This window comes from Pseudanabaena yagii GIHE-NHR1 (assembly GCF_012863495.1).
GTDB classification, from domain to species: Bacteria; Cyanobacteriota; Cyanobacteriia; order Pseudanabaenales; family Pseudanabaenaceae; genus Pseudanabaena; species Pseudanabaena yagii.
In genome coordinates, this window is the sequence record NZ_JAAVJL010000001.1 from 1,211,454 (window position 1) to 1,227,095 (window position 15,642).

12 protein-coding genes and 1 tRNA gene are annotated in these 15,642 nt (G+C 44.3%); 10 read left to right on the forward strand and 3 right to left on the reverse strand.

Going from position 1 to position 15,642, the window contains the following annotated elements:
• Complete coding sequence (crtD, locus tag HC246_RS05810; RefSeq protein WP_169362564.1) at window positions 1-1,503, forward strand: C-3',4' desaturase CrtD; 1,503 nt, start codon at window positions 1-3, stop codon at window positions 1,501-1,503.
• On the opposite strand, the gene HC246_RS05815 is transcribed toward crtD, so the two are convergent.
• The gene (locus HC246_RS05815; RefSeq protein WP_169362565.1) at window positions 1,495-2,577 is read right to left on the reverse strand and encodes an NAD(P)/FAD-dependent oxidoreductase; all 1,083 of its coding nucleotides are present in this window, start codon (window positions 2,575-2,577) and stop codon (window positions 1,495-1,497) included. The genes crtD and HC246_RS05815 overlap by 9 nt on opposite strands.
• 318 nt (window positions 2,578-2,895) lie before the next feature.
• Between HC246_RS05815 and HC246_RS05820 the strand changes: the two genes are divergently transcribed.
• The 4 genes from HC246_RS05820 (at window position 2,896) to clpX (ending at window position 7,277) form a co-directional block, all read left to right on the forward strand.
• The gene (locus HC246_RS05820; protein ID WP_169362566.1) at window positions 2,896-3,294 is read left to right on the forward strand and encodes an FHA domain-containing protein; all 399 of its coding nucleotides are present in this window, start codon (window positions 2,896-2,898) and stop codon (window positions 3,292-3,294) included.
• Between the two features lie 355 nt (window positions 3,295-3,649).
• Complete coding sequence (tig, locus tag HC246_RS05825) at window positions 3,650-5,065, forward strand: trigger factor (RefSeq protein ID WP_169362567.1); 1,416 nt, start codon at window positions 3,650-3,652, stop codon at window positions 5,063-5,065.
• 167 nt (window positions 5,066-5,232) lie between these two features.
• The gene (clpP, locus tag HC246_RS05830) at window positions 5,233-5,922 is read left to right on the forward strand and encodes an ATP-dependent Clp endopeptidase proteolytic subunit ClpP (RefSeq protein WP_225902917.1); all 690 of its coding nucleotides are present in this window, start codon (window positions 5,233-5,235) and stop codon (window positions 5,920-5,922) included.
• 17 nt (window positions 5,923-5,939) lie between these two features.
• Window positions 5,940-7,277: an ATP-dependent protease ATP-binding subunit ClpX gene (gene clpX / locus HC246_RS05835; RefSeq protein ID WP_126385534.1), complete on the forward strand. Its 1,338-nt coding sequence runs from the start codon at window positions 5,940-5,942 to the stop codon at window positions 7,275-7,277.
• A 31-nt stretch (window positions 7,278-7,308) separates the two neighbouring features.
• Here clpX and hflX read toward each other — a convergent pair whose 3' ends face one another.
• Window positions 7,309-8,982 (reverse strand): GTPase HflX, encoded by a 1,674-nt coding sequence (gene hflX, locus HC246_RS05840; RefSeq protein WP_169364494.1) that lies wholly within the window; start codon window positions 8,980-8,982, stop codon window positions 7,309-7,311.
• A gap of 155 nt (window positions 8,983-9,137) precedes the next feature.
• Between hflX and HC246_RS05845 the strand changes: the two genes are divergently transcribed.
• Both HC246_RS05845 and HC246_RS05850 read left to right on the forward strand, forming a co-directional pair.
• Window positions 9,138-9,848 carry a sirohydrochlorin chelatase gene (locus HC246_RS05845; RefSeq protein ID WP_169362568.1) on the forward strand — a complete coding sequence of 237 codons (711 nt, stop codon included), beginning with the start codon at window positions 9,138-9,140 and terminating at the stop codon, window positions 9,846-9,848.
• A 142-nt stretch (window positions 9,849-9,990) separates the two neighbouring features.
• Window positions 9,991-12,528 (forward strand): sensor domain-containing protein, encoded by a 2,538-nt coding sequence (locus HC246_RS05850; protein WP_169362569.1) that lies wholly within the window; start codon window positions 9,991-9,993, stop codon window positions 12,526-12,528.
• Window positions 12,529-12,574: 46 nt separating this feature from the next.
• Here the strand turns inward: HC246_RS05850 and trmB are convergent, their stop codons facing one another.
• A complete protein-coding gene (trmB, locus tag HC246_RS05855; RefSeq protein ID WP_225902918.1) occupies window positions 12,575-13,309 on the reverse strand; it encodes a tRNA (guanosine(46)-N7)-methyltransferase TrmB in 735 nt (244 codons plus the stop codon).
• Window positions 13,310-13,531: 222 nt separating this feature from the next.
• Between trmB and HC246_RS05860 the strand changes: the two genes are divergently transcribed.
• The 3 genes from HC246_RS05860 to HC246_RS05870 all read left to right on the forward strand — a co-directional run bounded on the left by HC246_RS05860 (window position 13,532) and on the right by HC246_RS05870 (window position 15,623).
• The gene (locus tag HC246_RS05860) at window positions 13,532-14,554 is read left to right on the forward strand and encodes a phosphotransferase (RefSeq protein WP_169362570.1); all 1,023 of its coding nucleotides are present in this window, start codon (window positions 13,532-13,534) and stop codon (window positions 14,552-14,554) included.
• Between the two features lie 171 nt (window positions 14,555-14,725).
• Window positions 14,726-15,487 carry a HEAT repeat domain-containing protein gene (locus tag HC246_RS05865; protein WP_225902919.1) on the forward strand — a complete coding sequence of 254 codons (762 nt, stop codon included), beginning with the start codon at window positions 14,726-14,728 and terminating at the stop codon, window positions 15,485-15,487.
• Window positions 15,488-15,552: 65 nt separating this feature from the next.
• A tRNA-Gly gene (locus tag HC246_RS05870) sits at window positions 15,553-15,623 on the forward strand.
• Window positions 15,624-15,642: the final 19 nt, after the last annotated feature.

Below are 15,642 nucleotides of genomic sequence, written 5' to 3' on the forward strand. Positions count from 1 at the left end.
GTGCTCAGTAAAAACAAACAGAAAATAATTGTAGTTGGGGCGGGAATCGGTGGCTTAACGGCAGCAGCTTTATTGGCGAAGCGGGGCTACGAAGTGATTGTTTACGATCTCGCTCTAGTTGCAGGTGGTTGTGCATCAACATTTAAGCGAAGAGGCTTTACCTTTGATGTAGGCGCGACACAGGTGGCAGGATTAGAATCTGGCGGTATTCACGATCGCATTTTTCGTGAGTTAGAAATTGAACTTCCCGAAGCAACCCATTGCGATCCAGCCTGTGCCGTATTTTTACCCGATGAAAGCGAACCGATTAATGTCTGGCGCGATCGCCAAAAGTGGAAACACGAGCGTCAAAGACAATTTCCCAATAGCGAACCATTTTGGCAATTTCTCGAAGACTTATTTTGGCGTAGTTGGCGATTCCAGAGTCGTGATCCGATTTTGCCACCACGCAATCTATGGGATGCATGGCAGTTAATTAAAGCCTTACGCATCGATACCTTAGCAACAGTTCCCTATACCTTTTCGACAGTGGGTGATGCCTTACGTGGTTTTGGATTAGCCAATGACAAAAGATTACGCACCTTTCTCGATTTACAGTTAAAACTCTATTCACAGGTCAACGCTGAAGAAACAGCTTTACTCTATGCTGCAACTGCACTAGCAGTTTCCCAAACCCCTTTAGGGCTATTCCATCTCCAAGGTAGTATGCAGGTATTGAGCGATCGCCTTGTTGCAAGTATTGAGCGAGATGGAGGAAAAGTGTTAATGCAGCATCGGGTTAGCGAGATTAAGGAAAAAGGAAAAAGGAAAAAGGTAAAGGTGGAAAGTCTCAAAACAGCAGAAACTTTTTGGGATGAGGCGGATCATGTTGTGGCAAATGTGACGGTGAATAATTTTGTGCAGCTTTTAGGCGATGCAACTCCTAAGGGTTATGCTCAGAGGGTAAATCATCTCAAACCTGCTTCCGTTGCTTTTGTCGTTTATTTGGGAGTAGATCGCGCCGCTATTCCCAAAGACTGCCCACCACATTTGCAGTTTTTGGAAGCATATGAAGGTTCCCCTATTGATAAACCCCATTCTCTATTTGTCTCAGTGAGCAAGGAAGGCGATGGACGTGCTCCTGAAGGCAAGGCAACAATAATCGCTTCAGAATTTACGGATGCAGCAATTTGGTATGGAGATAATGACTACCTAACTCTCAAACAGAAATTTACAGAACGAGCGATCGCTCAGTTGAGTGCCTACTTCCATCTCAATGAGCAAACCATTATCCATGTAGAAGCTGCTACACCCCAGACCTTTGCGCGATATACAGGACGCGATCGCGGCATCGTTGGTGGTGTAGGAATGCGTGTTTCTACCTTTGGACCCTTCGGTTTTGCTAATCGCACTCCCCTCAAAAACATTTGGCTAGTCGGTGATTCCACTCATCCTGGAGAAGGAACCGCAGGGGTGAGTTATTCAGCATTAACTGTGGTCAGGCAGATAGAGCAGCTACAGTGAGAAAGGTTGCCAAGGTAAATCACTTTTGCCATTTAATAGTAAGTCTTTGGTAATTTGAGCAGTGACGGGAGCCATCATGACCCCATTGCGGTAATGCCCTGTGGCGATCAACATCTGGGGATGATTGGGGATAAATCCTAAAATGGGTGCTCTTGTCGCTTGTGGTCTAGGTCGTTCTCCTGCCCATGTTTCTAGGACTTCCGCCTTAGCAAAAGCAGGACACCATGCGATCGCCTGTTCTAACAAAAAGGCAATATTCTCCTCACGCGGTAATTGCTCGTACTCAAACTCAACGGTTGCACCAAGCCAATATTGATCATCTCCAAGAGGCACAATATTAATATCTGAACCATCCTCATTTTCAGCATGAACAATCGTTTTGAGATTGAGATTTGGGACTTTTACACGCAGGGCTTGACCACCAACTGGTTGCAGTAAATCTTGCTTCTGCTCTCTTAACAATGGCGCAATGAGAGCATTAGAACCAAGACCTGCTGTAATCACAAGGTGATCGCTAGATAGGTCTTCTAAGTTCTGAACTGATGTATTCCAATGAAACTTCACCCCATTTTGCGTAGCCGCGTCCACCAGAGCTTGGGCAAACTTGCGAGGATGCAGGGCGCGATCGCAAGGGCTGAGCAAACCACTATCTGTGAGCCATTGGGGAAATTGTTCAGCAATTTGAGACTTTCCTAACCATTGCAACTCAAATCCCTGTTCTTTGCGAATTTCGATCAGCGATCGCGCTTTCATCTCAGCGTCGGGCGATCGATACAAGCTCAAAATGCCATGACGGTTATAGAGAAGATCATGTTTAGTTTGAGCAGTCAACTCAGCAATTAAGCGATCGTACTTGCTTAAGCTAGCCAAACGCAATTTGACCAAGTCCCCCTTTGCCTTAGCACTACAAGCCGCCATCAAAACTCCTAACGAAGCACCTGTTGCTCCCATAGCAGGTTGACTATTCGCCTCAATCACAGTTATATCAAGGTCGTTTGCCTGACTATCCTTGCTTAGTTCATAGGCAATTAATGCTCCGATTACCCCGCAGCCAACAATAGTAACAGTTGTCATGAATGTCTTAAAAACTCATTGCATATAGCAATCCTATTTCATTTGCAAATTTTTGGGTTTGTGGAAGCGCACCCCGCAGGGGGACTTCCACAAACCATTTAGGATTGCTATAGCTGAGCGCAATTAAATATAAAACTCAAAAACCTGTGGCACAGGCGGCAAATGCATCACAGGTTTTTGCTGCTGATATGCGTAAATTTTAGCGAGTTGTGAGAAAGTCAGTGTTAGACTTTTGAAATAAACTGCAAAAGTGCAAATTCTGTAGAGCACTTGTCGTCAAATCTTGATTATCCCTGTAAAAATTCTGCATGAAAGCCTGTGATTACGCTTAACTTGCTGCATCCTATTGAGGCTACTCCTATCCAAACATGGAAATTTGAGTCTGAGCCAGTGATTCGGATTGGGCGCTCTGGTGATAATGACGTTATTTTATATAGCTCAGTTGTTTCCCGTTACCATGTCGAAATCCACCGTCATCCCCTACATTGGGAAATCGTCAATATTGGTGCAAATGGTACATATATCAACGATCAGCCCATCGAAAAAGAACGAGTACAAGATGGGATCACCATTCGACTAGCAGCAACGGGACCAAAATTACAAATTTTATTAGATGGGGCAGGATCTCCCACCCCTCTCCAACAGATTGCTGCCACTCAGCCAGTCACATCCAAGAAACCAAGCGATAATCGTCCTACTTTTATGCCCCGTAAATAGTGCAGAATCAAAAGCCTTGCTAAGCAAGGCTTTTGATTCTGCGTTTTGAGAGATGGTTGGCTAAGCCAACCATCTCTCAAAACGCATCGAATTAAAGAAATTGTGGCGAAGCCGCAATTTCTCTAATTCGGTGTGGCTTGCTGTAGCACCTTTACATCTGCTTTGGTAATCTTTTGGCGATCTAGGCGATCTATTTTTTATACAAATATGAGCGTCGATATCGTAATATTATAGACTTGGCATAACTTATCACTTGCTGACAGTTTTGCTAAAAAGTTGGCAAAACACCAAAAAATGTTTTTTGATTTCTAGATATATTCAATCTAGGCATACTTAATCTAGGCATATTTAAATAATGAAGGTCACTCTAGAGAAGCTTCCCGCTAGTCAAATTGGTTTTGACATTCAAGTAGAAGGGGCAAAGTCTCAAGCAATATACGATCGCGTTGTCAAAGACTTGACACGTACGATCCAAGTCCCCGGTTTTCGCAAAGGCAAAGCACCCCAACAGCTTGTACTAAGACAAGTTGGTAGTCAGCGACTCAAAGCAAATGTTCTCGAAGAGTTGCTAGAAAAAACCTTAAACGAAGCCCTCGCCGAAAATAAAGAAGTAAAAGATAAAGCTCTAGGCGGCTTTCAGCTAATTACTGATCTCGAAACCCTTGTCCAAACCTTCATCCCTGGGCAAGATTTATCTTTTAAAGCAGCGATCGATGTAGAGCCAGAAATTACTCTTGCAAAGTATCAAGGTTTTAGCGTTAAAGCTGAGGAAATCAAACCCGATCTTACGGAAGTCGATCGCACCTTACATGAATTTCAAGTGCGTAAGTCCACCTTAGTACCCGTCGAAGATCGCGCCATTGAATTAAATGATGTCGCAACAGTTGATCTAAAAGTACTTGATCGTGAAACTGGTGAAGAATTACCTGATGCTGGTGAAGACGATTTTCAGGTAGATGTTGATGAAAAAGCATTTATCCCTGAAGTTGTCAAAGCATTGGTTGGCGCAAAAATCGACGATGTGGTGGAAGTTGAGTCAGTTTTCCCCCAAGACTACTACCCCGAAGAATATGTCGGTAAGGAAATTAAGTATGTAATTACAGTTAAGTCAATTAAGGGTCGTGAATTACCCGCCCTTGATGATGAGTTTGCCAAATCCATCAGCGATAAGGAAACGATCGCTGAATTGCGTGAGCTTTTAGAACAGCGCGTTATTGATGAGGCTGATTCCAAGACTAAGGCAAACAAAGAAACTGCTATCCTTGAAGCCCTCACTGCTGAACTCGAAGTAGATTTACCTGCGACATTGGTGCAGCAAGAACTAGATTTCTTGGTAAGACAGCAAGCCAGCTATCTGCAAGAGCGCATTGATCCTGCGATGGCAAAGCAACTCTTCACCAAGGAGTTGGTCGAAGAAATGCGCCGCCTCAATCGTCCAGAAGCTGTGAAACGCCTCAGACGTAAGGTTGCCCTTGATGAAATCGTCAAACAAGAAAAAATTGTTGCCGATGAAGCTACCCTCAACGAAAGAGTTGCTGGTGCGCTAGAAGCCCTCAAGGGTCAAAATATCGATCCTGATCGCTTGGCAACCGTCATTCGTGAAGAAATCTTGACCGAAAATGCCCTCACATGGTTGATCGAACATTCTGAGATCGAGCTAGTTGAGCAAGGCTCTTTGAAGCCGCCAGCTGATGAAACCCTCGAAAGCATTGAACCAGAGATTGATGCTGATGGAGTAGTAACGGTTGATGCAACATCTGAAGAAGCTTAGTTAACTAAAGAGGGGGTGCAACGCACCCCCTCTTTGCTAAGAAATTCAGATTGCAGAAAAGATTACAATAGGAATGACAACATCATCAAATACGATTTTTGAGTCATAATAGCTCTCAAATAGGTATGGTAAAACTCAAGCATTGCCTGAGATAATGCGTCAAAATTATGGTGAATTCAAAACGAATGTTCCCTTTATCTAGTCAATTAACATCGAGTCAATTCGCGATCGCTTCAACCCAAAATCAGGTTGTACCAATGGTGGTTGAGCAATCAGGTAAAGGCGAGAGAGCATTTGACATCTTCTCGCGCCTATTGCGAGAGCGGATTATTTTCTTGGGTTCGCAAGTCGATGACACCAGCGCCAATTTAATCATGTCCCAGCTTTTATTCTTAGAAGCTGAAGATCCCGAAAAAGACATTTATCTGTACATCAACTCCCCCGGTGGCTCTGTCTACTCAGGGATGGCGATCCTCGACACGATGAACCATGTCCGTCCTGATGTCTGTACCATTTGTATGGGTCTAGCTGCTAGCATGGGAGCATTCCTCCTTGCGGCTGGTGCTAAGGGCAAGCGGATGTCTCTACCAAATGCACGGATCATGATTCACCAACCCCTCGGTGGCGCTCAAGGTCAAGCAGTGGATATCGAAATTCAAGCAAGAGAAATTTTGTATATTAAGCGATCGCTGAACGAGATGTTAGCCGAAAATACAGGTAAGCCCCTTGAACAGATCGAGCAAGATACCGAGCGCGATTTCTTTATGTCCCCTGCCGAAGCTCAGCAATATGGTTTAATCGATCGCGTTTTAACCAATGCCAATGGCCCTCAGCCATCTGTCCTCTCCCTAGTCTAGCCACAGCGAGATAGCTTATGCCCAGTAAATATGACTCTCATCTAAAATGTTCCTTCTGTGGTAAATCGCAGGAGCAGGTACGCAAGCTAATTGCAGGACCAGGGGTATACATTTGTGATGAGTGTGTGGATTTGTGTAACGAAATCCTCGATGAGGAGCTATTTAATAGCGCTCCCCCCCAAGCTGCTCAGCGTAAAGATCCTGCCAATGAAAAGCGTAAAACCAAAACTGCGGCAAATCTCAATCTCAACCAAATTCCCAAACCTCGCGATATCAAACGCTATCTCGATGAAAATGTAGTGGGGCAAGACGAAGCTAAAAAGGTTTTGTCTGTGGCTGTATATAACCACTACAAGCGCCTTAGCTTTATCGAGTCAGCTAGTAAGGGACAGTCTGAGGATGGGGTTGAACTTCAGAAGTCAAACATTTTGCTGATAGGTCCTACGGGTTGTGGTAAGACCCTTTTGGCGCAGACCTTAGCCGAAATGCTAGATGTGCCTTTTGCGGTCGCTGATGCTACCACCCTCACCGAGGCGGGCTATGTCGGCGAAGATGTGGAGAATATTTTACTGCGGCTATTGCAAGTTGCGGATCTCGATGTCGAAGAGGCGCAGCGGGGCATTATTTATATTGATGAAATCGATAAAATTGCCCGTAAGAGTGAAAATACTTCGATTACCCGTGATGTGTCAGGCGAAGGCGTACAACAAGCCTTGCTGAAAATGCTAGAAGGGACGATCGCTAATGTGCCGCCCCAAGGTGGACGTAAGCATCCTTATCAAGACTGCATCCAAATTGATACCAAAAATATTTTGTTTATTTGCGGTGGAGCCTTCGGGGGCATGGAAAAGCTGATCGAGCAACGCATCGGTAAAAAGTCGATGGGGTTTGTGCAGCAGGGCGAATCGATTCCCCGTGAAAAGCGTACTGCCGAGATTCTGAAAAACTTGCAGCCCGATGATCTGGTTAAGTTTGGGATGATTCCTGAATTTATCGGTCGTGTGCCTGTAACGGCTGTGCTTGATCCTCTCGATGAAAAAGCCCTCATGGCAATCTTGACTGAGCCTCGTAGTGCTCTGATTAAGCAGTACCAGAAACTCTTAAAAATGGATAATGTCCAGCTTGAGTTTCAGCCCGATGCTGTACAGGCTATCGCCAAAGAAGCCTATCGTCGTAAAACGGGGGCAAGAGCATTACGCGGTATTGTCGAGCAGTTGATGCTAGACATGATGTACGAGTTGCCATCGCGTAAGGATGTAACCAAATGTCTGATTACTCGCGACATGGTCGAAAATTTATCAACTGCCGAGATATTGCAACATCCTGCATCAATGCCTAAACCTGAATCCGCCTAATAAAAAAGCCTCGCTTTGCGAGGCTTTTTTATTAGTTTAGTTCACCGATCGCATATTCAATTAGCTTTAGCAATGACTTGCTCATTTGCTCAAAGCCTTGACGCTTCAATGCCGAAATGGCGATCGCCTCAGGATATTTCTCTAGAATTGCCTGAGGCTCAGGGACAGCATCGATTTTATTGAAGACTAATAATGTGGGACCGACCGCGATCGGCATATCCTTGAGGATTTTATCCACCGCTTTAAGTTGATCTTCCCATGCGGAATGGGAGGCATCGACTAGATGTACCAAGACATCAGCTTCGGATACCTCTTCTAAGGTGGCGCGAAAGGCATCAACGAGGGAATGAGGCAGTTCGTGAATGAAGCCTACGGTATCAGTAAGCAAAACGGTATGAATTTTGTCATCTTCACCCGTGAGGCTGAGGCGGCGTGTAGTGGGGTCAAGGGTGGCAAATAACTTATCGGCAGCGTAAACATCAGCCCTTGTCATCGCATTGAGCAAGGTTGATTTACCCGCATTGGTATAACCAACGATCGCCACTGTGGGTACTTCCTGATCGATACGCTTTTGGCGAATACGTGATCGCTGTTCTTGCAAACGATTGACCTGTTGTTGCAGGAACGTAATCCGTTTTTGGATCACGCGGCGATCGGTTTCCAATTTGGTTTCTCCAGGTCCGCGAGTACCAATACCACCACCGAGTCGAGAGAGCGCCTGCCCATGACCAGCAAGACGTGGTAATCGATATTCTAATTGTGCTAGCTCAACCTGTAACTTTCCCTCAGATGTCTGGGCACGTTGAGCAAAAATATCAAGAATCACTTCCGTGCGATCGCTAACTCTTAGACCAATCATTCTTTCGAGATTACGAGTTTGGGAAGCTGTCAGTTCGCGATCGAATACGACCAGATTTGCTCCTTTAGTTTGAGCGGCGATCGCTAATTCTAAAACCTTACCTTCACCCAGCACTGTTTGCGGATGGGGACGTTCGCGCTTTTGCCAGAGAGCATCGAGGACTTTGCCGCCCGCACTTTCCACTAAATGACCAAGCTCAATGAGGGCAAAGGGCATCGAGTCAGATTTCTCCTTTTGATGCATTAAGCCTACTAGCACCACCCGATCTTGATTATCATCAGTCGCCCTACCCGCAAAATTGCGGCTAAATTCCTCTTCTAAGCCTTCAACTAATTCTAAAAAATCCTGCTTGGACAAAGCATCCAATGTCATGGGCTTAGATACGCGCCAAGCCTCCTGCTTTTCTGGTAATTCTGTATCGGTTGCAGGCAATAAATGCGCCAAGTAACCACGTTCGGCATAGCCCTTGAGATTGACAGGCAAAATTACCAAGGCATCGAGACGCTGCATTAACATGGCGGTGAGATCGGTTACATTTGGCGGCTCAGTATCGGGAGTGGCACAAATGCAACGTAAACCACTGAGGCGATCGCTACCATAGCGCGGCAACTCTAAGGGCGGAATTTTGGTTTGATTAGGTGTCCCGATCGCCACACGAATCACCTGTCCGCGCCGATTGATATAAATACAGATAGATTCCTTTAGCTCAGCGCTGACCACAGCAAGGCGTTGAGCGAGTTCGGGAGTGGTGAGGCTATCTTGTGGCAATCGCGATCGATAGAGTCGATCCAATTGTTTTAATTGATGAGCCTTTAGTCCTTGGGTTTTTCCGTAAATAGTTTCGATATGCGTTACTCGATATAATTATAAACACCGCTAAGAGTTCAGCAATTTCATAAAGAACTTAATTTGTTGTGATGTAGCTTCGTCGCACCTCATCAAATTGGCTCTTTATTGCCTGTGATTCTCAAGGCAGTGTTTATAATTATACTCAAGAGACTATGAACGCCACAGCGCTTTTTTTTGTAACGCATGGTAGTAGCGATCGCCGTTCGTGGTCAGCATTACAAGATCTCGTGACCGTAGCGCGATCCCATAGCAATTTATACATTAGTGGCGGATGCCTAGAGGGACAGCCCCTCACACTGGCTCAGCAATTAGAAAAGTTTGCTAATGAAATCACTGATTATGGTGTTTCGACAATTGCTATTTTGCCATTATTACTATTGGAAGGGATTCATGTTAGTGAGGATATTCCCCATGAGGTAGCGATCGCCCAAAGTAAACTCCAAAATCAGATCACCTTGCGGATACTTTCACACTTAGGAACACATTCGCAAATTCCTGATTTACTAGCGAAGCAGTTTGAGAAATATGCGGATCAGCATTCCCCCGCAAAACAAGCAAGAATTTTAGTTTCCCACGGTAGTCGTCGAGCCGTTGCGAACCAAGTAGTGGAGAATCTAGCTAAGTCGAGTCAAGCGATCGCGGCTTATTGGGGAATTGAACCCAAAGTCGAAACGCAAATTGAGCATCTGATTGCTCAAGGCATTGAGCGAATCAACGTATTACCATATTTTTTAACTGAAGGGGGCATTACTGAAGCGATCGCGAATAAATTAAAACCCTATAGCGATCGAGCGCAGATTCGACAGTTGCCAGTACCATTATCAAATGAGCAACTTGTAAATTTAGCTTTGAGTATGATCTAAGTAGCTAGGCGCAAAATCCATCAAACCCCAAAAGCTGGGGCGCAAGCGCAGCGTGTGCCACAGCTTTTGGTTCTGTTTTTTAATTATGTCTAGCTACTTAGTACATACAATAATTTTAGTAAGACCGACAAGGTAAAAAAAGTTGGCCGAAAGATATCAAAATCTGAATCCGATCTATCAAGAGATTCTCAAAGCAGAGCGTCTTAAGAACTTGATGCGTATTGCTAAATGTATCGAAAATAGTACGGTTGGAGTTTTTGAGACCACGTTAGATGATCAAATCCTTGAGGTGAGTGTATCCTTTTGTGATTTGTTAGGATATAGCGCTTCACAAATCTCTCAACTCAAATATGAGCAAATCTGCCATCCCGATGACCTATCAGCCTACTACTTCCTCAAAGAGAGATTGCTATCGGGGGAAATCGATCATTGCTATTTGAATGTGCGTTATATTCGAGAAGATGGGCAAATTGTCCAAGTATTACAGAGTACCGATCTCTCTGTAGACAATACGAAGGAACCAAACTTCGTTAACCGCTTTGAGGATATAACCGATTGGGAACAAACAGCGAAGAACCAGCGAGATGCTGATAATCGGACTCGCTATCTATTTGAAAATAATCCCAATCCAATGTGGATTTATGATATCGAGACATTGCGATTTTTAGCGGTCAATCAAGCTGCCATTAATCACTATGGTTATAGTGAAGCCGAATTTCTATCGATGACTTTGCAGGATATTCGTCCACCTGAGGATATTCCTCGTTTGCTAGAGGCGATTTCTAAGGTGTCGGTAGGCTTTACTGAGTCTGAAGTATGGCGGCATTGCAAAAAAGATGGAAGTCACATCATCGTGTCAGTTTCAGCACATACCCTTATCTATAACAATCGGAAATGCGAACTGATTTTAATTAATGATGTGACGCAAAAGATGCAGGCTGAGGAAGCACTTAAAAGAGCAGAAGCTAGGTATCGCAGTATTTTTGAGAATGCCATAGAAGGAATTTTTCAATCATCGGTGGATGGACGTTTTTTAATTGCCAATCCGATGCTCGCTAAAATCTATGGCTATGAATCATCCACAGATTTAATTGAGAATCTTACTGATATTGGCAGCCAATTGTATGTTGATCCTCAACGAAGACTGGAACTAATTAACCTTTTGAAGGAACAAGAGGATGTGAAATTATTTGAGTCCGAGGTTTATCGTAAGGATGGGGCAATCATTTGGACTTCGGAAAATGTATATGCAGTTCATGATGTAGCAGGTAATATTCTCTATTTTGAAGGAACAGTGGAGGACATTACCGCCAGCAAAATCGCAAAAGCAGAGATTGAACATCTTGCCTTCCATGACTCGCTCACCAATTTGCCAAATCGAGTTCTATTCCGCGATCGCCTTTCCAAAGCCCTGAATAATTCTTCTGAAAAGTTGCATTCCTATTTAGATCAAATGCAGGAGGTAGAAATTAAACTAATTCCTCCATTACTTGCTGTTTTATTTCTAGATCTCGATCGCTTTAAATTGGTCAATGATACGATGGGTCATGCCGCAGGTGATCGCCTTTTAATTGAAGTCGCCAAAAGACTGAGTGAGTGCATGTTTGAAAGTACTTTCTTAGCCAGAATGGGTGGCGATGAATTTATGATCTTTGTGTCCGATTTGCAGAGTGTAGAGTCGATTCAGCAATTCGCCCAGTTGATATTACAGTCCTTTGAAGTTCCGTTCTTTGTGGAGGAAATGGCGCTATATATTGGCACAAGTATCGGTATTAGTCTTTATCCCAGTGATGGGATGGATGAGGATACCTTAATGAAACATGCAGATACAGCAATGTTTCGGGCAAAGGAACGGGGTAGAAATCATTATCAATTGTATAACCATGCGATCGGCGCTCAGGTTATGGAATATGTGGCGATTGAGAATGGCATTCGTCAAGCCCTTGAACGTTCCGAATTTCAGGTGTTTTATCAACCCCAGATTAATCTGGCGACGGGTGAAATTGATTGTGTAGAAGCTTTAGCGAGGTGGCTACATCCCGAATTAGGTTGGGTTCCACCCAATCAGTTTATTCCTGCGGCAGAGGAGCATGGTCTGATTGTGAGATTGGGAGAATGGATTTTGCGAACTGCCTGTAGCCAAACGCGCTCTTGGCAAAAAAATGGTTTACCTCATATTCGAGTTGCCGTAAATTTTTCGGTCAAACAGTTCCAGTCACCAAATTTATGTGATCGCATTATGCAAATTCTCGCAGAAACAGATTTAGAGCCGCAGTATCTGGAACTAGAGATTACCGAAAGCTTGGTGATGCAAGACCAAAACACGGTTATCAAAATGCTGCGTCAATTGCAGTCCTTGGGTATGCGCGTATCGATCGATGATTTTGGTACTGGTTATTCTTCGCTGAGTTATTTACGGCTATTACCAGTTAGTAAAGTCAAAATTGATGCTAGTTTTGTGCGCGAAACCCCTCAAAATAACGAGGATGCGGCAATTACATCAGCTATTATTGCGATGGCGCATAACCTTAATCTGATCGCGATCGCTGAGGGTGTAGAACGTAAAGAGCAGTTAGAGTTTTTGCGATCGCATAATTGTGATGCAGTACAGGGTTATCTCTTCAGTCGCCCCGTCCCTGCCCACGAAGCAACTTTATTACTCCAAGCGCAATTTAAATAACATCATTGTTGAGAGAGGGTTGGCGTAGCCAACCCTCTCCAAGCTTTTACTTGCGTTTTAAATAAGCTCTATATACAGGTAATCCCTGTGATAGAACAGAACTTTCCCGTTCCGTAGGAATATGCTCAGGGAAAATAGTGTCATCGGCAAAATTCCCTTTCCCAGCAAGATTAATAAAGTTCTCGTTGTCTTCAAAATGTTGGCGCATATCCTCCGCAACTTCCAAAATATCTGATTGCAAAAACACAGGCGCATTGGGCACTAATAACTCTGCTAGGGTTGCTACTAGTTCGGGTTGCACAGTGCGGCGTTTTTGCTGGCGGCGTTTAAACCAAGGATCGGGAAATTGGACAGTGACCTCATGCAGTGAATTTTTAGTTAGCAAACCTGCCAGTGATACATTTGCATTGCAAAAAATGTAATGCAAATTAGTTAAACCAAGTTCGTCACGCACTTCATTACAGCGATCGACTAGTGGCTCGCGAATTTCTAAGCCCAAAAAGTTCCAATCAGGCTTTAGTTGCGACATCTGTAAAATGTAGCGCCCCCTCGCTGAGCCAATATCTAGACTGAGAGGTTTTGACCAATCAGCGTAAATCTCTGTCCATACTGGCGGTGCGATCGCGACACTGTATTTTTTGGCGAGGGGATTGACATGCTCCCGTACTCGCGCCCGTCGTGACACATTTTCATTGCTGACATTGACGACGACTTCACCTGCATTGGTGACATTGACAATTTTATGAGGGGTTGAGGAGTTCTGCTGCATATTATTTAGCATAGCCAAAAACTACAAAATATAGCAATCCTAAATAGTTCATGGAAGCGCTCCCCGAAGGGGAGCGCTTCCATGAACCCCAAAATCTACGAATGATTTAGGACTGCTTTTTTGATTGCTGCTAAGTAAAAGACAAAAATATCTTTTGGTTTTTGGTAAACACTTTCAATTTTGAGTCTGCGATATATCTAGAAGTAACGCTCAAAATTCACCCAGTTGATCACCATGCCTGTCGCAGATTGGTCTCTCAAGGAGTTCCTAAGTACAACTGACCATATCTTCCCGATCACCTATTCCACTCTTGCCCCGCAAGCATTGGTTGATCGCGTTTTATCTCGTTACGCAGTGGGAGAAATTACTAGCTGTGTATTCTGGATGAGGGGATTGAGCGATATCTATTTGGTGGAAACTGACAATAATCGTTATGTTTTGCGTGTTTCCCACGCCCATTGGCGATCTAGAGCCGAAATTGAGTTTGAGTTAGAGTTATTAACCTTTTTACACAACAACTATATTCCTGTTGCCTATCCCCTTGAGACTGAGGATGGACAATTAGCGATCGAGATTCCCGCCCTTGAGGGTAAACGCTATGCATCACTATTCACCCATGCCGAAGGTCAAATCGCTGTTGGGGATCTCAATAAAACTCAAGCACAAAAACTTGGTGAAACTGTAGCCAGACTACATAATACTGCTCAAAATTTTCAATGCCATGTGGCGCGTCCCCATTTGACCATTAACTATTTACTCGATGATTCCTTCCGCGACCTGTCTCCATTTTTTAATGAAGTGGCACGTAACTATATGAGTGAAGCGATCGCCCAAATTAAAGAACAAATTCGTTATCTGCCACAGGAATTTCCTCTGTGGAGTGTTTGCTGGGGTGATCCGCATAGTGGCAATGTACATTTTACGAAAACTAACGAGATTACCCTATTTGATTTTGATCAATGTGGCTATGGTTGGCGCTCTTTTGATATTGCTAAGTTTCTGCAAGTGACTTTGCAAGCGGGGATTAGTCCTAGTGTTCGCAAGGCATTTTTGCAGGGTTATCAGACCGCGCAACCCCTTGAGGAAATCGAATTAAAATGTATGCAGCCATTGATGCAAGCCGCGCAAATCTGGTCATGGGCAATTAGTGTCAAATCGGCAATTGTCCACAATCACAGCAAACTGGACGAGAGTTACTTCCACCATCGTCTCGAACACTTTAAAATGTTGCGATCGCCCGATTGGAAGCCTTTTTAGTATTTAGCAAAGCTGTGGGGCACGCACAGCGTGACCCACAGAGAATTGTACTGCCTGCGTAGCAGGCAGTACAATTCTCTGTGTTTACAATCGTAGTTAACAAAGCAGGACAAAGCACTGTAAGATAACAACTACACATCGGGGCATCCCCACTATGCCTGACTTTTTGCCATGACGATCGCCATGACACGCAATGACGACTTAACAATTTTAGATATTGAAGCATCTCCACTTAGCCCATTGGACTTGCCCCCCGAAGAGGAAATGCCTCTTCCTGATCCTGACGAGATGTTAGCTCTTCTCAATTCAGATGTAATCTTAGAGAGAATGCAGGCTGCTAGAGCTTTTTGTGAATTAGAGGATGAGCGAGCCATCCCCCGTCTAATCGAATTACTTCAAGATGAATGTCCTCTTGTGCGTGTCAGTGTTGCCTATGCGCTTGGGCGCAACAAGAGTGAAAAAGCGATCGCCCCATTGATCGAGCAACTCAACCAAGACTGGAATGGTTATGTTCGCAAAGGTATCGTCTGGGCATTGGGAACTTGTCGTGCGGCAATAGGTTTAAAACCGCTAATTTCAGCACTCAAATATGACATTACCGCAGTACGCCTATGGGCTGCGAGTGCGCTAGGACAGTTGGGCGATATAGAAGCGATCGAGCCATTGGTAGAAGCTTTAACGCAAGATGCTGTATCCGCTGTGCGTGGTAACTGTGCATGGTCACTAGGCAAACTGATTGTCCAGAAACGTAGTGAATTTGATGCTCAAGATGAAATTTATCATGATGCGGTAGATGCGCTGATCTATGCACTCGATGATGATGATCTCAGTGTGCAGACCGATGCACGTAATGCCTTACGGAAGCTGGGCGATCCACGCGGATTAAAGGTGCTCGATCGCATCGAAATGGATCAAGGCTATTGTGAATTCTAAAAAATGCTTTGACAATATCGCGATCGCTGCTATAGTTAATAACTGCGTATGAAAAGTATGCAATTGCGAATGTAGTTTAGTGGTAAAACCTCTGCCTTCCAAGCAGATGTTGCGGGTTCGATTCCCGCCATTCGCTTACATAAAAAAGAGACTCG

Bases quoted from the DNA above. Each gene is read 5' to 3' on its own strand.
- HC246_RS05815 (WP_169362565.1), bottom strand. From the start codon at position 2,577: ATGACAACTGTTACTATTGTTGGCTGCGGGGTAATCGGAGCATTAATT.
- tig (WP_169362567.1), top strand. From the start codon at position 3,650: ATGAAGGTCACTCTAGAGAAGCTTCCCGCTAGTCAAATTGGTTTTGAC.
- clpP (WP_225902917.1), top strand. From the start codon at position 5,233: ATGGTGAATTCAAAACGAATGTTCCCTTTATCTAGTCAATTAACATCG.
- clpX (WP_126385534.1), top strand. From the start codon at position 5,940: ATGCCCAGTAAATATGACTCTCATCTAAAATGTTCCTTCTGTGGTAAA.
- HC246_RS05845 (WP_169362568.1), top strand. From the start codon at position 9,138: ATGAACGCCACAGCGCTTTTTTTTGTAACGCATGGTAGTAGCGATCGC.
- trmB (WP_225902918.1), bottom strand. From the start codon at position 13,309: ATGCTAAATAATATGCAGCAGAACTCCTCAACCCCTCATAAAATTGTC.
- HC246_RS05860 (WP_169362570.1), top strand. From the start codon at position 13,532: ATGCCTGTCGCAGATTGGTCTCTCAAGGAGTTCCTAAGTACAACTGAC.
- HC246_RS05865 (WP_225902919.1), top strand. From the start codon at position 14,726: ATGACGATCGCCATGACACGCAATGACGACTTAACAATTTTAGATATT.